Source organism: Ruania rhizosphaerae, assembly GCF_009805705.1.
Lineage (GTDB): Bacteria > Actinomycetota > Actinomycetes > Actinomycetales > Beutenbergiaceae > Ruania > Ruania rhizosphaerae.
Genome location: NZ_VSMB01000007.1, coordinates 1 through 16,774, shown reverse-complemented (window position 1 = coordinate 16,774; position 16,774 = coordinate 1). Strand labels below are relative to the sequence as shown.

At 69.3% G+C, this 16,774-nt stretch carries 15 protein-coding genes; 6 read left to right on the top strand and 9 right to left on the bottom strand.

Going from position 1 to position 16,774, the window contains the following annotated elements; all coding sequences use genetic code 11:
- Positions 1-90: 90 nt before the first annotated feature.
- Entirely contained in the window at positions 91-1,377 is a 1,287-nt protein-coding gene (locus FV560_RS11005; RefSeq protein WP_159621593.1) for an adenylosuccinate synthase, read from the bottom strand.
- A gap of 54 nt (positions 1,378-1,431) precedes the next feature.
- Positions 1,432-1,839, bottom strand: coding sequence for a DUF3151 domain-containing protein (locus FV560_RS11000; protein WP_159621592.1), 408 nt, complete (start codon positions 1,837-1,839; stop codon positions 1,432-1,434).
- 180 nt (positions 1,840-2,019) lie between these two features.
- On the opposite strand from FV560_RS11000, the gene FV560_RS10995 reads away from it, so the two are divergent.
- Positions 2,020-2,391 (top strand): STAS domain-containing protein, encoded by a 372-nt coding sequence (locus FV560_RS10995; RefSeq protein ID WP_235020069.1) that lies wholly within the window; start codon positions 2,020-2,022, stop codon positions 2,389-2,391.
- A gap of 16 nt (positions 2,392-2,407) precedes the next feature.
- Here the strand turns inward: FV560_RS10995 and FV560_RS10990 are convergent, their stop codons facing one another.
- On the bottom strand, positions 2,408-3,304 hold the full coding sequence (locus FV560_RS10990; protein WP_159621591.1) for a hypothetical protein: 897 nt from the start codon (positions 3,302-3,304) through the stop codon (positions 2,408-2,410).
- The gene (locus FV560_RS10985) at positions 3,301-3,723 is read right to left on the bottom strand and encodes a hypothetical protein (RefSeq protein WP_159621590.1); all 423 of its coding nucleotides are present in this window, start codon (positions 3,721-3,723) and stop codon (positions 3,301-3,303) included. Before FV560_RS10985 ends, FV560_RS10990 begins: the two co-directional genes overlap by 4 nt.
- Before the next feature lie 104 nt (positions 3,724-3,827).
- On the opposite strand from FV560_RS10985, the gene FV560_RS10980 reads away from it, so the two are divergent.
- Complete coding sequence (locus tag FV560_RS10980; protein WP_159621589.1) at positions 3,828-7,373, top strand: ATP-binding cassette domain-containing protein; 3,546 nt, start codon at positions 3,828-3,830, stop codon at positions 7,371-7,373.
- Positions 7,374-7,473: 100 nt separating this feature from the next.
- On the opposite strand, the gene fbaA is transcribed toward FV560_RS10980, so the two are convergent.
- Entirely contained in the window at positions 7,474-8,496 is a 1,023-nt protein-coding gene (fbaA, locus tag FV560_RS10975) for a class II fructose-bisphosphate aldolase (protein ID WP_159621588.1), read from the bottom strand.
- A 76-nt stretch (positions 8,497-8,572) separates the two neighbouring features.
- Positions 8,573-10,390, bottom strand: coding sequence for an ABC transporter ATP-binding protein (locus tag FV560_RS10970; protein ID WP_200837629.1), 1,818 nt, complete (start codon positions 10,388-10,390; stop codon positions 8,573-8,575).
- 252 nt (positions 10,391-10,642) lie between these two features.
- Between FV560_RS10970 and FV560_RS10965 the strand changes: the two genes are divergently transcribed.
- Both FV560_RS10965 and FV560_RS10960 read left to right on the top strand, forming a co-directional pair.
- Positions 10,643-11,098, top strand: coding sequence for an RrF2 family transcriptional regulator (locus FV560_RS10965; protein WP_159621587.1), 456 nt, complete (start codon positions 10,643-10,645; stop codon positions 11,096-11,098).
- A gap of 277 nt (positions 11,099-11,375) precedes the next feature.
- Positions 11,376-12,272 carry a sulfite exporter TauE/SafE family protein gene (locus tag FV560_RS10960; RefSeq protein WP_159621586.1) on the top strand — a complete coding sequence of 299 codons (897 nt, stop codon included), beginning with the start codon at positions 11,376-11,378 and terminating at the stop codon, positions 12,270-12,272.
- Positions 12,273-12,433: 161 nt separating this feature from the next.
- Here the strand turns inward: FV560_RS10960 and FV560_RS10955 are convergent, their stop codons facing one another.
- On the bottom strand, positions 12,434-13,072 hold the full coding sequence (locus tag FV560_RS10955) for a TrmH family RNA methyltransferase (RefSeq protein ID WP_159621585.1): 639 nt from the start codon (positions 13,070-13,072) through the stop codon (positions 12,434-12,436).
- Between the two features lie 200 nt (positions 13,073-13,272).
- On the opposite strand from FV560_RS10955, the gene FV560_RS10950 reads away from it, so the two are divergent.
- The gene (locus FV560_RS10950) at positions 13,273-14,049 is read left to right on the top strand and encodes an HAD-IIA family hydrolase (RefSeq protein WP_159621584.1); all 777 of its coding nucleotides are present in this window, start codon (positions 13,273-13,275) and stop codon (positions 14,047-14,049) included.
- A gap of 129 nt (positions 14,050-14,178) precedes the next feature.
- On the opposite strand, the gene FV560_RS10945 is transcribed toward FV560_RS10950, so the two are convergent.
- A complete protein-coding gene (locus tag FV560_RS10945; RefSeq protein WP_159621583.1) occupies positions 14,179-14,898 on the bottom strand; it encodes a LemA family protein in 720 nt (239 codons plus the stop codon).
- Positions 14,899-14,979: 81 nt separating this feature from the next.
- A complete protein-coding gene (pyrE, locus tag FV560_RS10940; protein ID WP_159621582.1) occupies positions 14,980-15,558 on the bottom strand; it encodes an orotate phosphoribosyltransferase in 579 nt (192 codons plus the stop codon).
- A gap of 185 nt (positions 15,559-15,743) precedes the next feature.
- On the opposite strand from pyrE, the gene FV560_RS10935 reads away from it, so the two are divergent.
- Positions 15,744-16,514, top strand: coding sequence for an exodeoxyribonuclease III (locus tag FV560_RS10935; protein WP_159621581.1), 771 nt, complete (start codon positions 15,744-15,746; stop codon positions 16,512-16,514).
- Positions 16,515-16,774 lie beyond the last annotated feature (260 nt).

Below are 16,774 nucleotides of genomic sequence, written 5' to 3'. Positions count from 1 at the left end.
CCAGGCGAACGTTTGACCGAGAGCCGGTACAGCACTGACATCGGGATGACACGACCGGCCCAAACGGGTCCCGTCATCGCGACGGACGGGTCAGTCCAGCAGGTCGTGACGCACGATGGTCGCGGCCCGGTCCGGTCCCACTCCGATCGAGGAGATCCGGGTACCGGACATCTCCTCCAGCGCGAGCACATAGCGCTGGGCGTTCACGGGGAGGTCCTCGAAGGTCCGGCAGCCGGAGATGTCCTCCCACCACCCGTCGAGGTACTCGTAGATCGGGGTGGCGTGGTGGAAGGCGGTCTGGTCCACGGGCATCTCGTCGTGGCGGACGCCGTCCACGTCGTAGGCCACGCACACCGGGACCTTCTCCCAGCCCGTGAGCACGTCCAACTTGGTGAGCACGAGGTCAGTGAGTCCATTCACGCGGCCCGCGTAACGGGCCACGACTGCGTCGTACCAGCCGCAGCGACGGGGCCGCCCGGTGGTGACACCGAACTCGCCACCCGCCTTACGCAGCGACTCCCCGTCGTCGTCGTTGAGCTCGGTGGGGAACGGACCTTCGCCCACACGCGTGGTGTAGGCCTTGATCACACCGACCACCCGATCGAGCCGCGTGGGGCCGATCCCGGATCCTGTCGCTGCACCGCCGGCCGTGGCGGAGGACGACGTCACGAACGGATAGGTTCCATGGTCGACGTCGAGCATCGTGGCCTGCCCCGCCTCGTAGACGACGGTCTTGCCGGCATCGAGCGCCTGGTTCAGCACCAGGGAGGTGTCGGCGACCATGGGGCGGACCCGGTCAGCGTAGGAGAGCAGCTCGTCGGTCACGGCATCGATGTCGGCCGCGCGCCGGTTGTAGATCTTGACGAGGATCTGGTTCTTCTGCTCGAGCGCACCCTCGACCTTTTCCCGCAGGATGCCCTCGTCGAACAGATCGGAGATGCGGATGCCCACACGGCTCATCTTGTCCGCGTAGGTGGGGCCGATCCCGCGGCCAGTGGTGCCGATCTGCCGCTTGCCGAGGAAACGCTCAGTGACCTTGTCCAGCGTCCGGTTGTAGCTGGGGATGACGTGGGCGCTGGAGGAGATGAGTAGCTTGGACACGTCCACACCACGCGCCGTGAGGCCGTCCAGCTCATCGAAGAGCACCTCAAGATCGACCACCACGCCGTTGCCGATCACCGGCGTGCATCCTTCGGAGAGGATCCCGGAGGGCAGCAGGTGGAGCGCGTACTTCTCATCCCCGACCACCACGGTGTGCCCGGCGTTGTTACCGCCGTTGAACTTCACCACGTAGTCGACGCGAGAACCGAGCTGGTCGGTCGCCTTCCCCTTGCCTTCGTCGCCCCACTGGGCACCGAGGACCACCACGGCTGGCATGCGTTTCCTTCCGGTCTGCGAGACCTGTTCAGGCCCAGTGCAGCCTACCGGTGATCACAGCGACCGTGCCGCCGGGTCCGAATCGTCGGCGAAGGACCGGCACCGCTCGGCTTCTTCCGCTTCACCGATCGCCTCGGCGGCGTCTGCAAGCGCAAGCAGAGCGATGAGGAACCCCTGGTTCGGGACGTGCTCAGCCGGGATCGGGCCAGCACCGCGCCAACCGGCCCGGCGCAGGGCGTCCAGGCCACGGTGGTAGCCGGTGCGGGCGAAGGCGTAGGCGGCCACTGGGTCCTCGGCCGCGAGGCTCTCCCGTGCCAGCATCCCCCAGGCGTAGCTCGCCGCCGGGTAACGGGCGGCAACATCGCGCAGCGACGTCCCCTCGCCGATCGCGGCGCGCGCCGCCATATCCGGGTGATCCTCGGGCAGCCGGGTCGGTTCCGGGCCAAGCAGGTTCGCATGCATGACCCCAGTCTGGCATCCGGGATGCTCCACTCAGGAACCGACCGTGATGGTTGCGGTGGGACGCACCCGTCCCGTGACACGCGCTGAACCGCTACGTGTGGCCTGCACGAATCGTCTACCGTGTCAGTACTGAAGGGCTCGCCATATGCGCGCTCCGGCCCGTCCCCCACAGGAGGCTCCGTGCCCGACGCACCCAGCGATGCCGTGCCACCCCGCAACCCGGACAGCGGCGACGGCAGCACCGGGATCGTGCAGACACTGCTCGAAGACGACTGCACCAGGCTGGTGCTCTCCGGCGAGATCGACGTGGCCATGTCCGACGAGCTCACCGAGGCTGTCACCGAAGCGGAGAAGGCTGGTCTGCCCGTCAAAGTGGACGTGCGGCACGTGGAGTTCATGGACTCGGCCGGCATCGCACTGCTGGCCCGGCTCGCCAGCCATACGCCCGGACGACCGTTGCTGATCCGGCCGCCGGACGTCGTCCGGTTCCTGCTGGAGGCGACACACATCGGGGATCTGGTGGACGTCGTCGAGCACGACCCGGCGAACTGAGCGCCCGGGCGAGGCGTCAGGCAGGGGCGAGGGCCGCCGTCCGGCGACGTGCCCGCCACCAGGCAGGGAGTCGCTCCCACGGGACGAACGCCGACCAGCAGACCACCGTGGGCAGGAAGTGGATGCCCAGCAGCACGAAGGTGGCCAGGTGGAAGGACATGAAGGCCCCGATCGCGAGCGCCAGCCACCGCCCCCGTAGCGCGAACACCGCCGGTGAGACGATCTCCAGCAGCAACGCTCCCCACTGTGCCGCTCGCAGCAGCAGCGCATGCTGCACCAGCAACTGGTTCACATCGTTGGGCCTGCGGATGAACGCCCACGCGAGCGTGCCGGAGGTGGCCCAGCGCAGCAGCGAGCCGCCGCTGAAGACGTATTTCGCCAGCACCGACCCGAGGTAGGTGAGAACGGTGAAGAGCTGGATCATCCGCAACGGCCACCCTGCCACGGAGTCCGCCGCCGGTCCCCCGCCGTAGCGGGACGTCCCTGCGGTGGGCAGTACCAGCATGCCGATCACGATCGCCATGTGGTCGTGGGAGACGTAGCCGTAGCTCATCGCCCACAGCACCCAGAGCAGATACGAGCCACCGAGCACCAGTCCACCGGCGTGCTGCACAGCGGCAGGCACGCGAGTGAAACCACCGAGCGCCACGGCAGCCGCCCCCAGGTGCACGCCGACGAACAACATCTGCGCCACGCCGTCGGTGACCGGGGGCAGGTGCAGCCACTCGGCCACGAGCACCGGGGCGAACAGGTCCGGGGTCGCGCCCCGCTCCCCGGTGGAGTTCAGGAAGTAGCGCACGTCCAGCACCGCCATGACCGCCAGGGCCGTGCGCACCCACGCCACCCGTGCCCGGGGCAGCGCGGGTACGAGCCAAGCCAGCACGCGGCGCGCCAGGGCGAGGGCCGCCGTCACGGGACCTCCCAGGTGAGCACAACTGTGTCGTACGGCTCGGATGCCAGGGCACCTGCGGACATCGGGGAGATGTTCTCGTACACCGTGACCGAGGTGAGCACGTGCGGAGGGTGGCTGTCCTGCCAGGCCTCGACGATGTCACCCAGCAGGTCAGGATCGGCCTGGAACTCAGGGAGCTGGACCTCAAACTCGACGCGCGAGATGCCGGCCGAGCCGGGCGTCAGGCCCACACGCACCTCGTCGCCGGTGGTCGTGACGCCCATGACGTAGGTGTTGATCACGTCGCCGTCCGGGTCACGGGGGTAGGCGTACTGCCCCAGACTTCCCAGCGGGTACCAATGGTCGGCACGCAGGAACTGGGCCGCCACCAGCACCCCCACGAGCAATACCATCACACCGACCCGCCAGAACGCCCCCATGCGCGCATGATGGCAGATCCGCTCCTGCGTGTGGCCTTCAACACTCGCGGTGGCCGGAAAAGACGATGACCGATGTCGGAGGTCGTTCCTACAGTTGACACGCTATGACCACGACCGCCCCGCGGGCTCCGGCAGAGAGCCACACCACAACGCGCCCGACCGTGCCGGAAGATCCGGCTCGCCGGGTCGATTGGCGACGCCTGCGCCGCCCAGCGACCGTGCTCGCACTGCTGATCAGCATGGTCTCAGCGGTCTCGCAGACATTCGGGACCGTGATCGCGGGCCGGCTCGCCGAGAACCCGGTGGCGACCGGTGTGATGCTGCTGGCCTTGTGCGTGCTGGGAGCAGCGCTGCTGGACACCGCGGGCCGGGTGATCTGGTCGACCGTCGTGGACCGGGCCGAGGGGCGGCTACGCGGCGACCTGCTGACGGCGGCCCTGCACCAGCCGCTGGCGACGCTCTCCGAGCAGGCCGTGGGCGAGATCCTCGACCGGGTCGACGACGACACCCACGACGTCGGGACTCTCGTCCGGATGCAGGGGTGGGGCATCCTGCGCACCCTCTTCCTGGTGGTGCCGATGTGGTTGGTGGCCGGGTGGACGTGGTGGCCGGCATTCGCGCTGTTCCCGGTGCTCGCGGTGATCACGGGCCTGGTGGTGCGGCCGTTGCTCGCCCCGATCGCCGAGCGCAAGGTGATCGAGGAGATGGCCTGGACGGACCATGCGGCCGTGCTCGAGGAAGGGATCGCCGGTCGCGACGACCTGCGAACCAGCCTCGGGCAGGCGTACGTGGTGCGGCGCCTGGCTCGCCTCTCGGCTGCTGTGCACGAGAAGTTCGCCCGCGTGATCGTGCTGGAATCCCGCCTCATCCGACGTGCGGGCATAGTGCTCCACAGCCTGCTTGCCGCCGTCGCGGTCACCGGGGTGGCACTGGCGATCGGCGGCGATCTCTCCGTGGCCCGGCTGGTGACACTGTTCCTGGTGACGGCCCAGTTCGTCGGCCTGGTCTCGCACATGGCCGAGCAGCTGCCCGATCTGCAGGCGGGCCTGGGTGCCCTGGTGCGCATCAGGCAGATGTTCGCCTCCCCGCCCGAGCCCGACGGCGGAGCTTCCGTTCCCGAGGGACGTCTCGGGGTGGAGGTACGCAACTTGCACTTCGCCTACCCGGAAGGCTCCTTCGCCCTCAGCGGTATCACCCTGCACGTGCCCGCCGGGGAGACGATCGCGCTGGTCGGGCGGACCGGCTCGGGCAAGTCGACGCTGGCGGCGCTGCTCTCCCGGGCGGTCGAACCCGAGCCGGGCTCGGTCTTTCTGGGTGGCATGGATGTGACCGAGCTCGACCTGCAGGAGTTGCGTGCCGCCGTCGGGGTGGTGAGCCAGCGCACCGACATCCTGGCAGGGACACTGGCACAGAACATCACGCTGTTCTCCGACGTGCCGCGCGCGCGGGTGGAGGCAGCGGTGATCGAGCTGGGCCTGACCGACTGGGTGGCCGGGCTCTCCGACGGACTCGACACCCTGCTGGGGGCGAGCGGGACGACCCTCTCCGCTGGTGAGGAGCAACTCGTCGCCTTTGCGCGGCTGCTGGTGCGGGATGTGCAGATCGTCATCCTGGACGAGGCAACGGCACGGATGGACCCATTGACCGAGCGTCGCGTGGTGGCTGCTTCGGACCGGCTGCTGCGCGGGCGCACAGGAATCCTCATCGCCCACCGGCTGAGCACGACCGCTCGGGCGGAGTCGGTGGCGGTGCTCGACCATGGCCAGGTGGTCCAGCATGGTCCGCGGCCCGTCCTCGCCGCGGAAGCGGGCCCGTTCCGGGACCTGTTGGAGGCAGGTGACTCCGGCAGCGGTGATGACCGGAGCGACCACGACGGTGACCACAGCAGCGACGGTCCCGCGACGGCGGCAACGCAGCTTGGGCACCGGCGCCGCACGGTCCTACCACCGGAACGTGAGGATGTGGGAACAGGTCCGAGCCTGGCGCGAGGCGTGCTCAGTGCGCTCATGGCCCGCAAGGCGTGGGGTGTCGGGGGTGCGATCGGGTTTCTGGTCTCGGCGCTGCTCGGCGCCCACGGGGCGCTGACGGGGTTCTGGTGGGGGCGCCTGGTGGAAGCGGTGCAGAGCGGCTCCTCGGTGGGGTGGCTGCTCGCCGCACTGGTGATCGGACTGCTCGCGTTCCCGCTGATCTTCGGTGACGCGATCTGGCGGTACCCGCGCTGGTGGGTGGAAGTGCTGCTTCGGACCCGGATGTCAGTGCTGCGCGGCCAGACCATGCAGCGCCGCCTCCCCCGTACGCCACCCGGGGAGGTCGTGGCACGCAGTATGGACGCCGACCGGTACGCCCGGTATGCCGACCGCTGGGTCGACTTCATCAACGGCCTGGTGATCGCAGCCGTGACGGCGGCCCTGGCCGGCACGTGGCTGGCCGGTGCCGTGCTCCTCGCGGTGATGGTGTTCTCCGCACTGGCCTCGAGTATCGGCCGCCCCATCGCCGGGCGCTCGGCCGCGGCGGCATCGCAGGCGCGGGCCTGGTTCGGCCGATCATTGGTCTCGGTGCTGGAGTCGGCCCGGACGGTCAAGCTCGCCGGCGCCACCCCGGACGTGCATGCGCACCTGAGCACGGTCGACGACGAACGCGTCGGCAAGGCGGTGCGCGAGCACCGGGTACAGGCGGTGCTCGATGGCGTACCGGTGGTGCTCGTACAAGCAGGAGTGGTCACCGCGTGGGCAGGGGTGCTGTGGAACTGGTGGGGGCTCGCGACAGCGCTGCTCGTCGCCAACGCCGTGGGCGGCTTCGACTGGTTCGGCCGGGTGGCCGGCGCCGTGGTCACGGAAGCTCCGGGCACCCGCGCCTGGCAGAAGGCCACGGCCTCGTTCGCCGGAGGTGTGGACCTGATGCACCTGCCCGAGGGCGTGGATCTGCTCACCGGCGCTGCTCCGGCAGCAGATCCACCCACTCGGGAGCGACTGGAACGGCTGCGACTCGAGAACGTCACGGCCGTGCACGATGACGGCACGATCGGCATCTCCGGTGTCGATCTGGAGGTCCGAGCCGGGGAACTGGTGCTGCTCGTCGGCCAGGTCGGCTCCGGCAAGTCCAGTCTGCTCAGTGCCCTGGCCGGTCTGGTCTCACACGAGGGGGCCATCCGGTGGAACGGCCAGGAGATCGAGGATGCGGAGACCTTCCTGCGACCCGGGCAGGTGGCGCACGTGGCACAGGTTCCACGGGTGCTCTCGGGCACTTTCGCCGACAACATCCGCCTCGGTCACGAGCGTGATCTCGACCGCCCGGTAGCCGATGCCCGCCTCGGTCAGGACGTACGGGAGGCCGGCGGGGTGGAGGCCCTGGTCGGGCACCGCGGGGTGCGACTCTCCGGTGGTCAGGTGCAGCGCCTGGCGTTGGCTCGGGCCTTGGCCACGGACACGGACCTGCTGCTCGCCGACGACGTCTCCAGCGCCCTGGACGCCAGCACCGAGCTGGAGCTGTGGGCGGCCCTGCGTGAGCGCAGCACCACCGTGATCGGCGCGACCTCGAAGCGGGCCGCACTGGCCCTGGCCGACCGGGTGGTTGTGCTGCGCGAGGGTGAGGTGGCCGCCGTCGGGCCGTGGCGGGAGCTGCGTCAGGACTGGGGGCACCTGGCGGGCTGACGCCCCGATACAAAATCCCTCGTCGATCTGGTGACCAGATCGACGAGGGATTTTGTGTGCGGGCTGGTCCCGCGAGGTACTGCGCTAGGCGTTGACCAGGTCAGCCCATCTTCTGGCCCGCGGAGCGCAGCCACTGGCAGGCCTCCGCGATCCGCTGAGCCATACCGGCCTCGGCCGACTTGCCCCAGGCGCGCGGGTCGTAGGCCTTCTTGTTACCGACCTCGCCGTCGACCTTCAGCACACCGTCGTAGTTGCGGAAGATGTGGTCCACCACGGGGCGGGTGAAGGCGTACTGGGTGTCGGTGTCGATGTTCATCTTGATGACACCGTTGTCCACCGCGAGCGCGACCTCGTCGGCGGTGGAACCGGATCCTCCGTGGAAGACCAGGTCGAACGGCTTGTCCTTGCCGACCTCGGCGCCGACGGCCTGCTGGATCTCACCGAGGATCTCCGGGCGGAGCTTGACCGCACCCGGCTTGTACACGCCGTGCACGTTGCCGAAGGTCAGAGCCGTGAGGTAGCGGCCCTTCTCGCCGGTGCCGAGCGCACGCACAGTGGCCAGGCCGTCCTCGACGGTCGTGTACAACTTGTCGTTGATCTCGTGGGAGACGCCGTCCTCTTCGCCACCGACCACGCCGACCTCGATCTCGAGAATGGTCTTGGCGGCCTGGGAGAGCTCGAGCAGCTCCTCAGCGATCTGGAGGTTCTCGTCCAGCGGCACGGCCGAGCCGTCCCACATGTGCGACTGGAAGGACGGCAGCCCGCCGTTCTTCACCTGCTCGGCTTCGTGCGCCAGCAGCGGGCGAACCCAGCTGTCCAGGTTCTCCTTCGCGCAGTGGTCGGTGTGCAGGGCGATGGTCACGGGGTAGTTCTTGGCCACCTCGGCGGCGTATGCGGCCAGACCCAACGATCCGGCGACGCGGTCCTTGATGGTGGAGCCGGAGGCGTACTCGGAGCCGCCGACGGAGACCTGGATGATCCCGTCGCTCTCGGCCTCGGCGAAGCCGCGTAGTGCGGCGGTGAGGGTCTGGGAGGAGGTGACGTTGACTGCCGGGTAAGCGAATGAACGCTCCTTCGCCCGGTCGATCATCTCCTGGTAAACCTCAGGGGTAGCAATACCCATGAATCTCTCCTGTGCCTGGGATGAGTGATGTCGGGGCCCAGTGTCCCATGAAGTCCCGGGTCGGTGTCCCTGACTGTCAGTTCTCGGCCGTCAGCAGCTGCTCGGTCGCCAGATCGCGATAGAGGCCGTCGGCACGCAGGAGCTCGGCGTGGGTACCGACCGCACGCACCCGGCCCGCATCGAGCACCACGATCTGGTCGGCGCTGGTGACGGTGGACAGACGATGCGCCACCACGATCACGTTGGTGCGCTCGGCAGCCTCGAGCATCACCTGCCGCAACGCGGCCTCGTTCGCCGCATCGAGCTGGGACGTCGCCTCGTCGAGGAGCAGCAGGCGCGGCCGCCGCAGCAGCGCACGGGCGATGGCCACCCGTTGCCGCTCCCCTCCCGAGAGGGTCACCCCCCGGGGCCCGACGGCGGAGTCCAGCCCGTCAGGGAGCCTCGCCACCATCTCGCTCAGCCGGGCCTGCGCGACGACCGCGGCGACGTCGTCATCCGTGGCGTCCGGGGCAGCGAGGGTGAGATTGTCACGAAGGCTCCCACTGAGCACCGGGGCGTCCTGCTCGACGTATCCGATCATGGAACGCAGCTCACGCAGCGACCAGTCCTGGACGGCCACCCCCTCGACGCGCACCTCACCCGCGGTGGCCGGGTAGAACCCTTCGATGAGGGAGAAGATCGTCGTCTTACCCGCTCCGGACGGGCCGACGAGTGCGGTCAGGCCGGTGCCACTGGCGGTGAATGTGACCCCACGGTGCACGGGGGCGAGGTCTGCCTCGTAGCGGAACTCGACGCGGTCGAACTCGACCCGAGCGGCAGGCCGTGGCCCCGCGGAGGTGAGGGACGCCGTCGGGGAGGCCGTGCCCGCGCTGAGGTCCTCCGATTCCAGGTGGTCCACCTGCTCGACCCGTGCCACGGCGGCCAGGCCGGTCTGCAGTTGGGAGAGTGCCTGCACGAGCGAACCGATCGGGCCCATGAGATAGAAGAGCATCAGCAGGAACCCGATGAGCGATCCGATCGTCATCGCCTCGTCAGCCACCCGCGCCCCGCCGAGTCCGAGGACCACGAGGAAAGCGATGTTCACCGGCAGGAACGCCAGCACGCCTGCGAGCGCCTCCCAGACGGCGACGGTCACGCCCTTGTCACGGGCTTCGACGGCCGCCCGGTCCAGCGAGGCGATCTCGGCGTCCTCGGCACCGGAGGCTTTGACGGTGCGGAATGCGCCGAGCGCCCGCTCGAGGATGGCGCCCATGTCACCGAGGGCGGTCTGCGACTCCCGCGTGGCCGCACCGATCCGGGGCATCACCACCAGCATCACCACGGTGACCACCGCTGCCATCGCGAGCGTGACCCCGAAGAGCACGATGTCGATCCACGCCATCACAGCAAGGCCGCCGATGAGCATGAAGACCGCCGTGAATCCACCGATCACCGTGGTGGAGGCGACGGTGCGCAGCAGGTTGGTGTCGGACGTCAGACGCGAGACGAGGTCACCGGACTTGAGCCGGTCGACCTCGGCCACCGTGAGATGAACGAGCTGGCTGACCAGGCGGCGGCGCACCGTGAGGATGATGTTCTGCCCGGTGCGCTGCATCAGGTAGGGCCCGAACGCCTCCAGCACGGCCCCGACCAGGACGGCGCCGCTGAGGATCCACAACAGGTCACCGAGCGAGTCACCGGCGCCGAGCGCCTCGATGATCGACATCGCGATCAGCGGCTGGACCAGGCCGACGATGCCCCCGAGGAACGTGAGGACCCCACCGACGAGGAGGATCCGCAGATGGCTGCGGGCATAGAACCACAGGCGACGGATGGAGGCAGGGCGCTCGGCGGGGTCGCTCGGGGCCTGCTCCGGCGAAGGCGTTTGCTCGGGTGGGGCGGTCGTGGACGCCACGGGAACCTCTCGGGAGATGGGTGCGGTCCGGCGACACTAGCCCGCGACCGGCTGCTGGCACATCGGCCGCAGGGCGGATCAGGGACCACTGTCACTCCGCCGAAGGGATGGGGCGCGGCCGAGGCGGCGGGCGCCGTCGATAGGGTTCGGGGTGAGCGGGCACTAGCGAGCCCGACCGGGCCGGCCATGGCTCGGGTCCGGCCCCTACGCAGGCGAGGAGACGATCACGCACGGCAACGATGAGGTAGGCGGATGAGGATCTCGGCGAAGGCGGAGTACGCCGTCAGGGCGGCAGCCGAGCTCGCCACCGGAGGCGAGACCCCGATGCCGGCCGAGGCGTTGGCGCGTGCGGCCGGTGTGCCACACCGCTTCCTCGAGGGAATCCTCACGGATCTGCGGCGTGAGGGGCTCGTGCTCAGTCGTCGCGGCGCAGGCGGCGGCCACCTGCTGGCCCGGCCGGCGGAGCGGGTGACGATCGCCGACGTGATCCGCGCGGTCGAGGGTCCGCTCGTGTTCGTCCGGGACGAACGGCCCGGCGAGATCGCGTACCAGGGTGCCGCTGCACTGCTACCGCAGGTATGGGTGGCACTGCGGGCGAACGTGCGGGCTGTGCTCGAGCAGGTCACGCTGGCAGACCTGGCTGCCGGGCACATACCGGCGCTCGTGGCGGAGTTGACCGCAGACGAGGACGCCTGGCGCAACCCCTGAGCACAGGCAACGTCGCGGCTAGGTTCGGGCTCGACTGGGTTCGACCTCTGCTGGATTCGGGACCGGTTGGGGGTCAGGCCGGGCTGGGACCGTGACAGGAGCGACACAGATACGTGGAGTGCGGGGCAATGCTGCCCCGCACCGACGCTGCCGTGTCAGACAGGTCGGGGCAGTCCCTCCGCATGACCGCCATCTGGACACTTCCGAATACCCATCTAATCCGACTGGATCACTCGGATATCGTCGCGATCGTCCGTCCACCCATCCGAGGAGCCTCGTGATCACGCTCGTGCTGCTCGCCCTCATCGGGCTCGGAGCCCAGCTCGTGGACGGCAGCCTCGGGATGGGGCACGGGATCACGTCAACCACGCTGCTGCTCGCGATCGGCCTGCAGCCGGCGTCGGCCTCGGCCACGGTGCACCTGGCACAGATCGGCACCACGTTGGCCTCTGGACTGGCCCATCGACGCTTCGGGAATGTCGACTGGACGGTGGTGCGCCGGCTGGCGCTACCGGGCGCCCTCGGCGCGTTCCTCGGCGCCACCGCGCTCTCCCGCCTTCCTGTGGCGATCGCGGCCCCGGTGATGGCCGGCCTGCTGCTGACGCTGGGTTGCTACGTGCTCGTGCGCTTCTCAGTGCGTGGAATGCGGGCCGACCGGATCGGCACTCCGCTGCAGCGCCGCTTCCTCACGCCACTCGGATTCGTGGCCGGGACGGTCAGCGCCGTCGGTGGAGGCGGCTGGGGCCCGGTCGGCACCCCGGCGCTGCTCGCGAGCGGCCGACTCGAGCCACGCCGGGTCGTCGGCTCGATCTCCGCAAGCGAATTCTTCGTGGCGGTCGCTGCCAGCGCCGGCTTCCTGCTCGGCATCGGCACCGCCGGCATCAACCCGGCTTGGGCGCTCGCCCTGCTCGCGGGCGGCGTGGTGGCCGCTCCCCTGGCGGCCTGGCTCGTGCGCCTGATCCCGGCGCGCGTGCTCGGCACCGCGGCAGGCGGGCTGATCGTGCTCACGAATCTGCACTCGCTCGCGGGCGCGGTCCCGATTCCCGACGGCGTCCGTTGGGCCGCGTATGCCGCAGCCGCCGGGGCGTGCGTGGCGGCGGGCGTCCGAACGGTCCTGGCCCACCGGAGAGAGCAGCCGACGCACGTGCAGGTCCCAGAGCGATCGACCGCCTGATACGGCACCGGTAGGTGCCGAGAGATGTCGGTTCCCGGGCATTGGAGCGACAACCAGTGGCACCCACCGCGCATCGGGCCGGCTGTAGGTGCCACCGCTCGTCGGTACCGCACGACCGGGGCGACGACGATTGGCACCTACAGCCTGGGCTCGTCAGCGGATCAGGCCCGCGGCGCTCCGGTACCCCGGATGGACGCATGCTGGACCACCCAGGCATGCATGGCGATCGCCGCCGCAGCGCCGGCGTTGATCGAGCGGGTTGAGCCGAACTGGCTGATGTGCAGAATCTCCGCACTCGCCTGCCGGGCCTCGGCGGTCAGCCCCTGGGACTCCTCACCGAACAGCATCGCGCACTCGGCCGGGAGAGCCCGCCCCTCGATCGGCACCGAGCCGGGCACGTTGTCCACACCGAGCAACGGCAGCCCCGACTCGGCGCACCAGTCGGAGAAGGTGGCGACGTCGTCCCAATGCTCGACGTGAAGGTAGCGGTCGGTGACCATGGCACCGCGCCGGTTCCAGCGCCGTCGGCCGATGATGTGCACCCGGGTGACGTTGAACGCGTTGGCAGTACGCACCACCGACCCGATGTTGAAGTCACGGCCCCAGTTCTCGATCGCCACGTGCAGCGGGTGCCGGCGCGCGTCGAGGTCGGCCACGATCGCCTCCAGCCGCCAGTACCGGTACTGGTCGGCAACGTTGCGCCGGTCGCCGGTGGCCAACAACTCTGGGTCCAGCCGGGGATCGTCGGGCCAGTGATCCGGCCCGCCTGGCCACGGGCCGACGCCCACCTCGGGTTCCATCGGACCAGTATCGCCGGTCCTGTCAGGCGCCTTCGCGGGCCGAATAATCGACCCCTGAACCCCTCAGGGGCCGAAAGTTCGGCCCCATCTCCGGGTTGACCCCGAGTTTCAGACCCGAGAACAGCGGTGAGCTGATCACACCCGGGCGCCATACTGGAGCCATAGACCCCTCTCACCCACCACCAGTGCCGGAGAACACGATGCCCGAGATCACGAACTGGCTCACCGATATGGACGGCGTGCTGGTGCACGAGGAAGAGGCACTCCCGGGCGCGGCCGAGTTCGTCGCGGCGTTGCGTGAGAAGGAGATCCCGTTCCAGATCCTCACGAACAACTCCATCTTCACTCCGCGCGATCTCGCCGCCCGACTGCGCGGCTCCGGCATCGACGTGGACGAGTCCTTCATCTGGACCTCGGCCCTGGCCACGGCCACCTTCCTCTCCGACCAGGTGCCCCAGGGCAGTGCCTTCGTGATTGGCGAGGCAGGGTTGACGACGGCGCTGTACGAGCAGGGCTACACCCTCACCAGTTCCGACCCGGACTACGTGGTGCTCGGCGAGACCCGCACCTACTCCTTCTCCGCGATCACGAAGGCCATCCGGTTCGTGGCCGGTGGGGCACGCTTCATCGCCACCAACCCGGACGTCACGGGCCCCTCCTCCGACGGGCCACTACCAGCCACAGGCGCGGTCGCGGCGATGATCACCGCCGCCACAGGCCGCAAACCCTACTTCGTCGGCAAGCCGAACCCGGTGATGATCCGCACCGCCCTGAACCGGATCGATGCCCACTCCGAGAACACCGCCATGATCGGCGACCGGATGGACACCGACGTCGTCGCCGGGATGGAAGCCGGGCTGCGCACCTACCTCGTGCTCAGCGGCTCCACCAAGGCCGATCAGGTCGAGGACTACCCGTACCGGCCCTCCTACGTGGTCGACGGGATCGGCGACCTGCTGGACCTTCTCGACGGCTGATCACCTGCGAGCCGCCGACGCCATGCTCGCCCAGATCCCCACTCACGCAGACCCAGACGCGCCAAGGGCCGGGTTCGTTCACAACGAACCCGGCCCTGCGCCGTCCATGGGCTCCGCGAAGCGGAACTCTCAGGGCTGCTGCGGTGGCTGCTGACCGTACCCGCTCGGTGGCGGCTGGTACCCCTGCGGCTGCGTGCCCGGCTGCACCGGCGAGTCGGTCGGCATCGGTGCACGGGTGGGCTGCTGCTGGTTGTAGACCCCCACGTGGCCGGCCTGATCCTGGAACGACACCTGCGGCGCTGTGCGCACCGCCGGGTCGGTGACCTCGAAGTACTCGGCCCGGGAGAAGTTGAACATCCCGGCGATGATGCTCGGCGGGAACGTCTCCACCTTGGTGTTGAGTGAGCGCACGTTGGCGTTGTAGAACCGGCGTCCGGCGGCGATCCGGTCCTCGGTGTTCGTCAGCTCTGCCTGCAGTTGGGTGAAGCTCTGCACCGACCGCAGCTGCGGATAGTTCTCCGCGACGGCGAACAACCGGCCGATCGCACCGGAGAGCGCGTCCTCCTGCGCCGCCTGCTGAGCCGGTGTGGATCCCGGTTGGGCGGCCTGGGCACGCGCCCGGGTGACCTCGTCGAAGACGGCCCGCTCATGCGCGGCATACCCCTTGACGGTCTCGATCAGGTTGGGGATCAGGTCATAGCGCCGGTGCAGCTCGACGTCGATCTGACGCCACGCCTCCTGCACCAGGTTCCGCAGCTTCACGAAGCCGTTGTACGTTGCCACCGCCCAGATCAGGACGATCACCACGAGCGCCAGGACGATGAGCAGGATCACGATGCCGACATCCATCGCGCACCTCCGTTCTTCCTCGTTCCGGGCGGGTGTCTCCCTCCCCGGGTGGGGCATGCGTGGCCCCGGTCCGGTTCGAGCCTACTGGGGAGCCAGGCCCAGGTCAGCAGCGGAGAGCACCCACAGGTAGGGGAGTTCTGCCCCTTCCACTGCTTCACGTGCGCCGGTGTCCCGGTCCACGACCGAGGCCACGGCGGCCACCTCGGCACCAGCGTTGCGTACCGCCTCGACCGCAGTGAGCGCACTGCCGCCGGTGGTGGAGGTGTCTTCGAGAATCACCACGCGCTTGCCGGCGACGTCGGGGCCCTCGACCTGTCGCTTCATCCCGTGGCCCTTGGCTTCCTTGCGCACGAGAAAGGCATCGAGGTCCAGGCCGCGGCTGGCGGCGGCATGCTGCACAGCGCACACCACGGGGTCCGCACCGAGGGTGAGTCCCCCGACGGCGTCGATCTCCCCCGGGCCATAGCCCGCCTCTTCGAGCCGGTCCAGCAGGAGGTGCCCGATGAGCGGGGCCGCTTCGTGCTGCAAGGTCACCCGCCGCATGTCGACGTAGTAGTCGGCCTCCTTGCCGCTGCTGAGAGTGACACGCCCGTGGACGACGGCGTGGGTGTTGACGAGTTCGGCGAGACGCTGGGCGGGGCTGGATGCGTTGGTGGTCACGGCCGTCAGGGTAGCGCCCTCATCCCGGCTGCTCGGCCGAGACCGCCGGGGGCTTCGCCGGCGAGCGCTGAGTTGTTCGGCGTCCGGCGCCTCAACGCCGAACAACTCAGCGCTCGGCAAAGGCCCAAGGGCCTGTGGGCGGTCCGGTGGGAGCAGACCCCTCGCGACGGGTTACGGTATCCGGCGTGCGTATCGCCAGCTGGAACGTGAACTCCATCCGTGCCCGAGCCGAGCGGGTCGTCGCCTGGCTGGAACGCGCTGATGTCGACGTCCTGCTCATGCAGGAGACGAAGGTCAAGGACGAGGCGTTCCCGTACCTGCCGTTCGAGGCGGCGGGCTACGAGGTGGCCCACCATGGCGTGAACCAGTGGAACGGCGTCGGGATCTGCTCACGGGTGGGCCTGGAGGACGTCGAGCGTTCCTTCGCGGGCCAGCCCGAGTGGAAGGACCATGTCGAGGCTCGCGCCATCGGAGCCACGTGCGCCGGGATCCGGCTCTGGAGTGTGTACGTGCCGAACGGGCGCACGCTGGACGATCCCCACTACGCCTACAAGCTCCAGTGGTTGGCGGCACTGCGCGAGGCTGCGGGTGCATGGGCCGGCGACGGGTCACCGGTCGGGCTGCTCGGTGACTGGAATGTGGCACCCCAGGACACCGACGTCTGGGACATCGACGTCTTCGACGGCGCCACACACGTCTCGTCCGCCGAGCGCGAGGCCTTCGCGGCCTTCGAGAGCGCGGGGTATCGCGAGGTCACGCGCGAGCACGTGCCGCAGGCCTACACCTACTGGGACTACCAGCGGCTGCGGTTCCCGAAGAACGAGGGGATGCGGATCGACTTCGCCTGGGCGTCCGAGGCGTTCGCCGACCGGGTGCGGGGCGTGAGGATCGACCGGGACGAGCGCAAGGGCAAGGGCCCCTCCGATCACGTGCCCGTGGTGCTCGAGGTGGAGTGATCGTGGGGCCGCACCTCGGTGGGTGATTGACCGCCTCGGGGGCCGAACATTCGACCCTTGAACGGTTCAGGGGTCGAAAGTTCGGCCCCTGGAGGCTGGGCGGCCCCTGGAGAGCAGGCAGCGAACGGCTCAGGACGACGGCCCGCGGAGGGTGACGACGCCCCAGCCAGCACCCACGAGGGTGGCCTGGGTGTCGAAACCACGCCGGTGGATTCATACGGTCGTTGCGACAAGTGGTGATCGTGGGAGGTCGTGATGGC

What these genes read in the sequence shown, in the direction of transcription:
- FV560_RS11005 (WP_159621593.1), bottom strand. Translation starts at nt 1,377, where the DNA reads ATGCCAGCCGTGGTGGTCCTCGGTGCCCAGTGGGGCGACGAAGGCAAG.
- FV560_RS11000 (WP_159621592.1), bottom strand. Translation starts at nt 1,839, where the DNA reads ATGCATGCGAACCTGCTTGGCCCGGAACCGACCCGGCTGCCCGAGGAT.
- FV560_RS10985 (WP_159621590.1), bottom strand. Translation starts at nt 3,723, where the DNA reads ATGGGGGCGTTCTGGCGGGTCGGTGTGATGGTATTGCTCGTGGGGGTG.
- FV560_RS10980 (WP_159621589.1), top strand. Translation starts at nt 3,828, where the DNA reads ATGACCACGACCGCCCCGCGGGCTCCGGCAGAGAGCCACACCACAACG.
- fbaA (WP_159621588.1), bottom strand. Translation starts at nt 8,496, where the DNA reads ATGGGTATTGCTACCCCTGAGGTTTACCAGGAGATGATCGACCGGGCG.
- FV560_RS10965 (WP_159621587.1), top strand. Translation starts at nt 10,643, where the DNA reads ATGAGGATCTCGGCGAAGGCGGAGTACGCCGTCAGGGCGGCAGCCGAG.
- FV560_RS10955 (WP_159621585.1), bottom strand. Translation starts at nt 13,072, where the DNA reads ATGGAACCCGAGGTGGGCGTCGGCCCGTGGCCAGGCGGGCCGGATCAC.
- FV560_RS10950 (WP_159621584.1), top strand. Translation starts at nt 13,273, where the DNA reads ATGCCCGAGATCACGAACTGGCTCACCGATATGGACGGCGTGCTGGTG.
- FV560_RS10945 (WP_159621583.1), bottom strand. Translation starts at nt 14,898, where the DNA reads ATGGATGTCGGCATCGTGATCCTGCTCATCGTCCTGGCGCTCGTGGTG.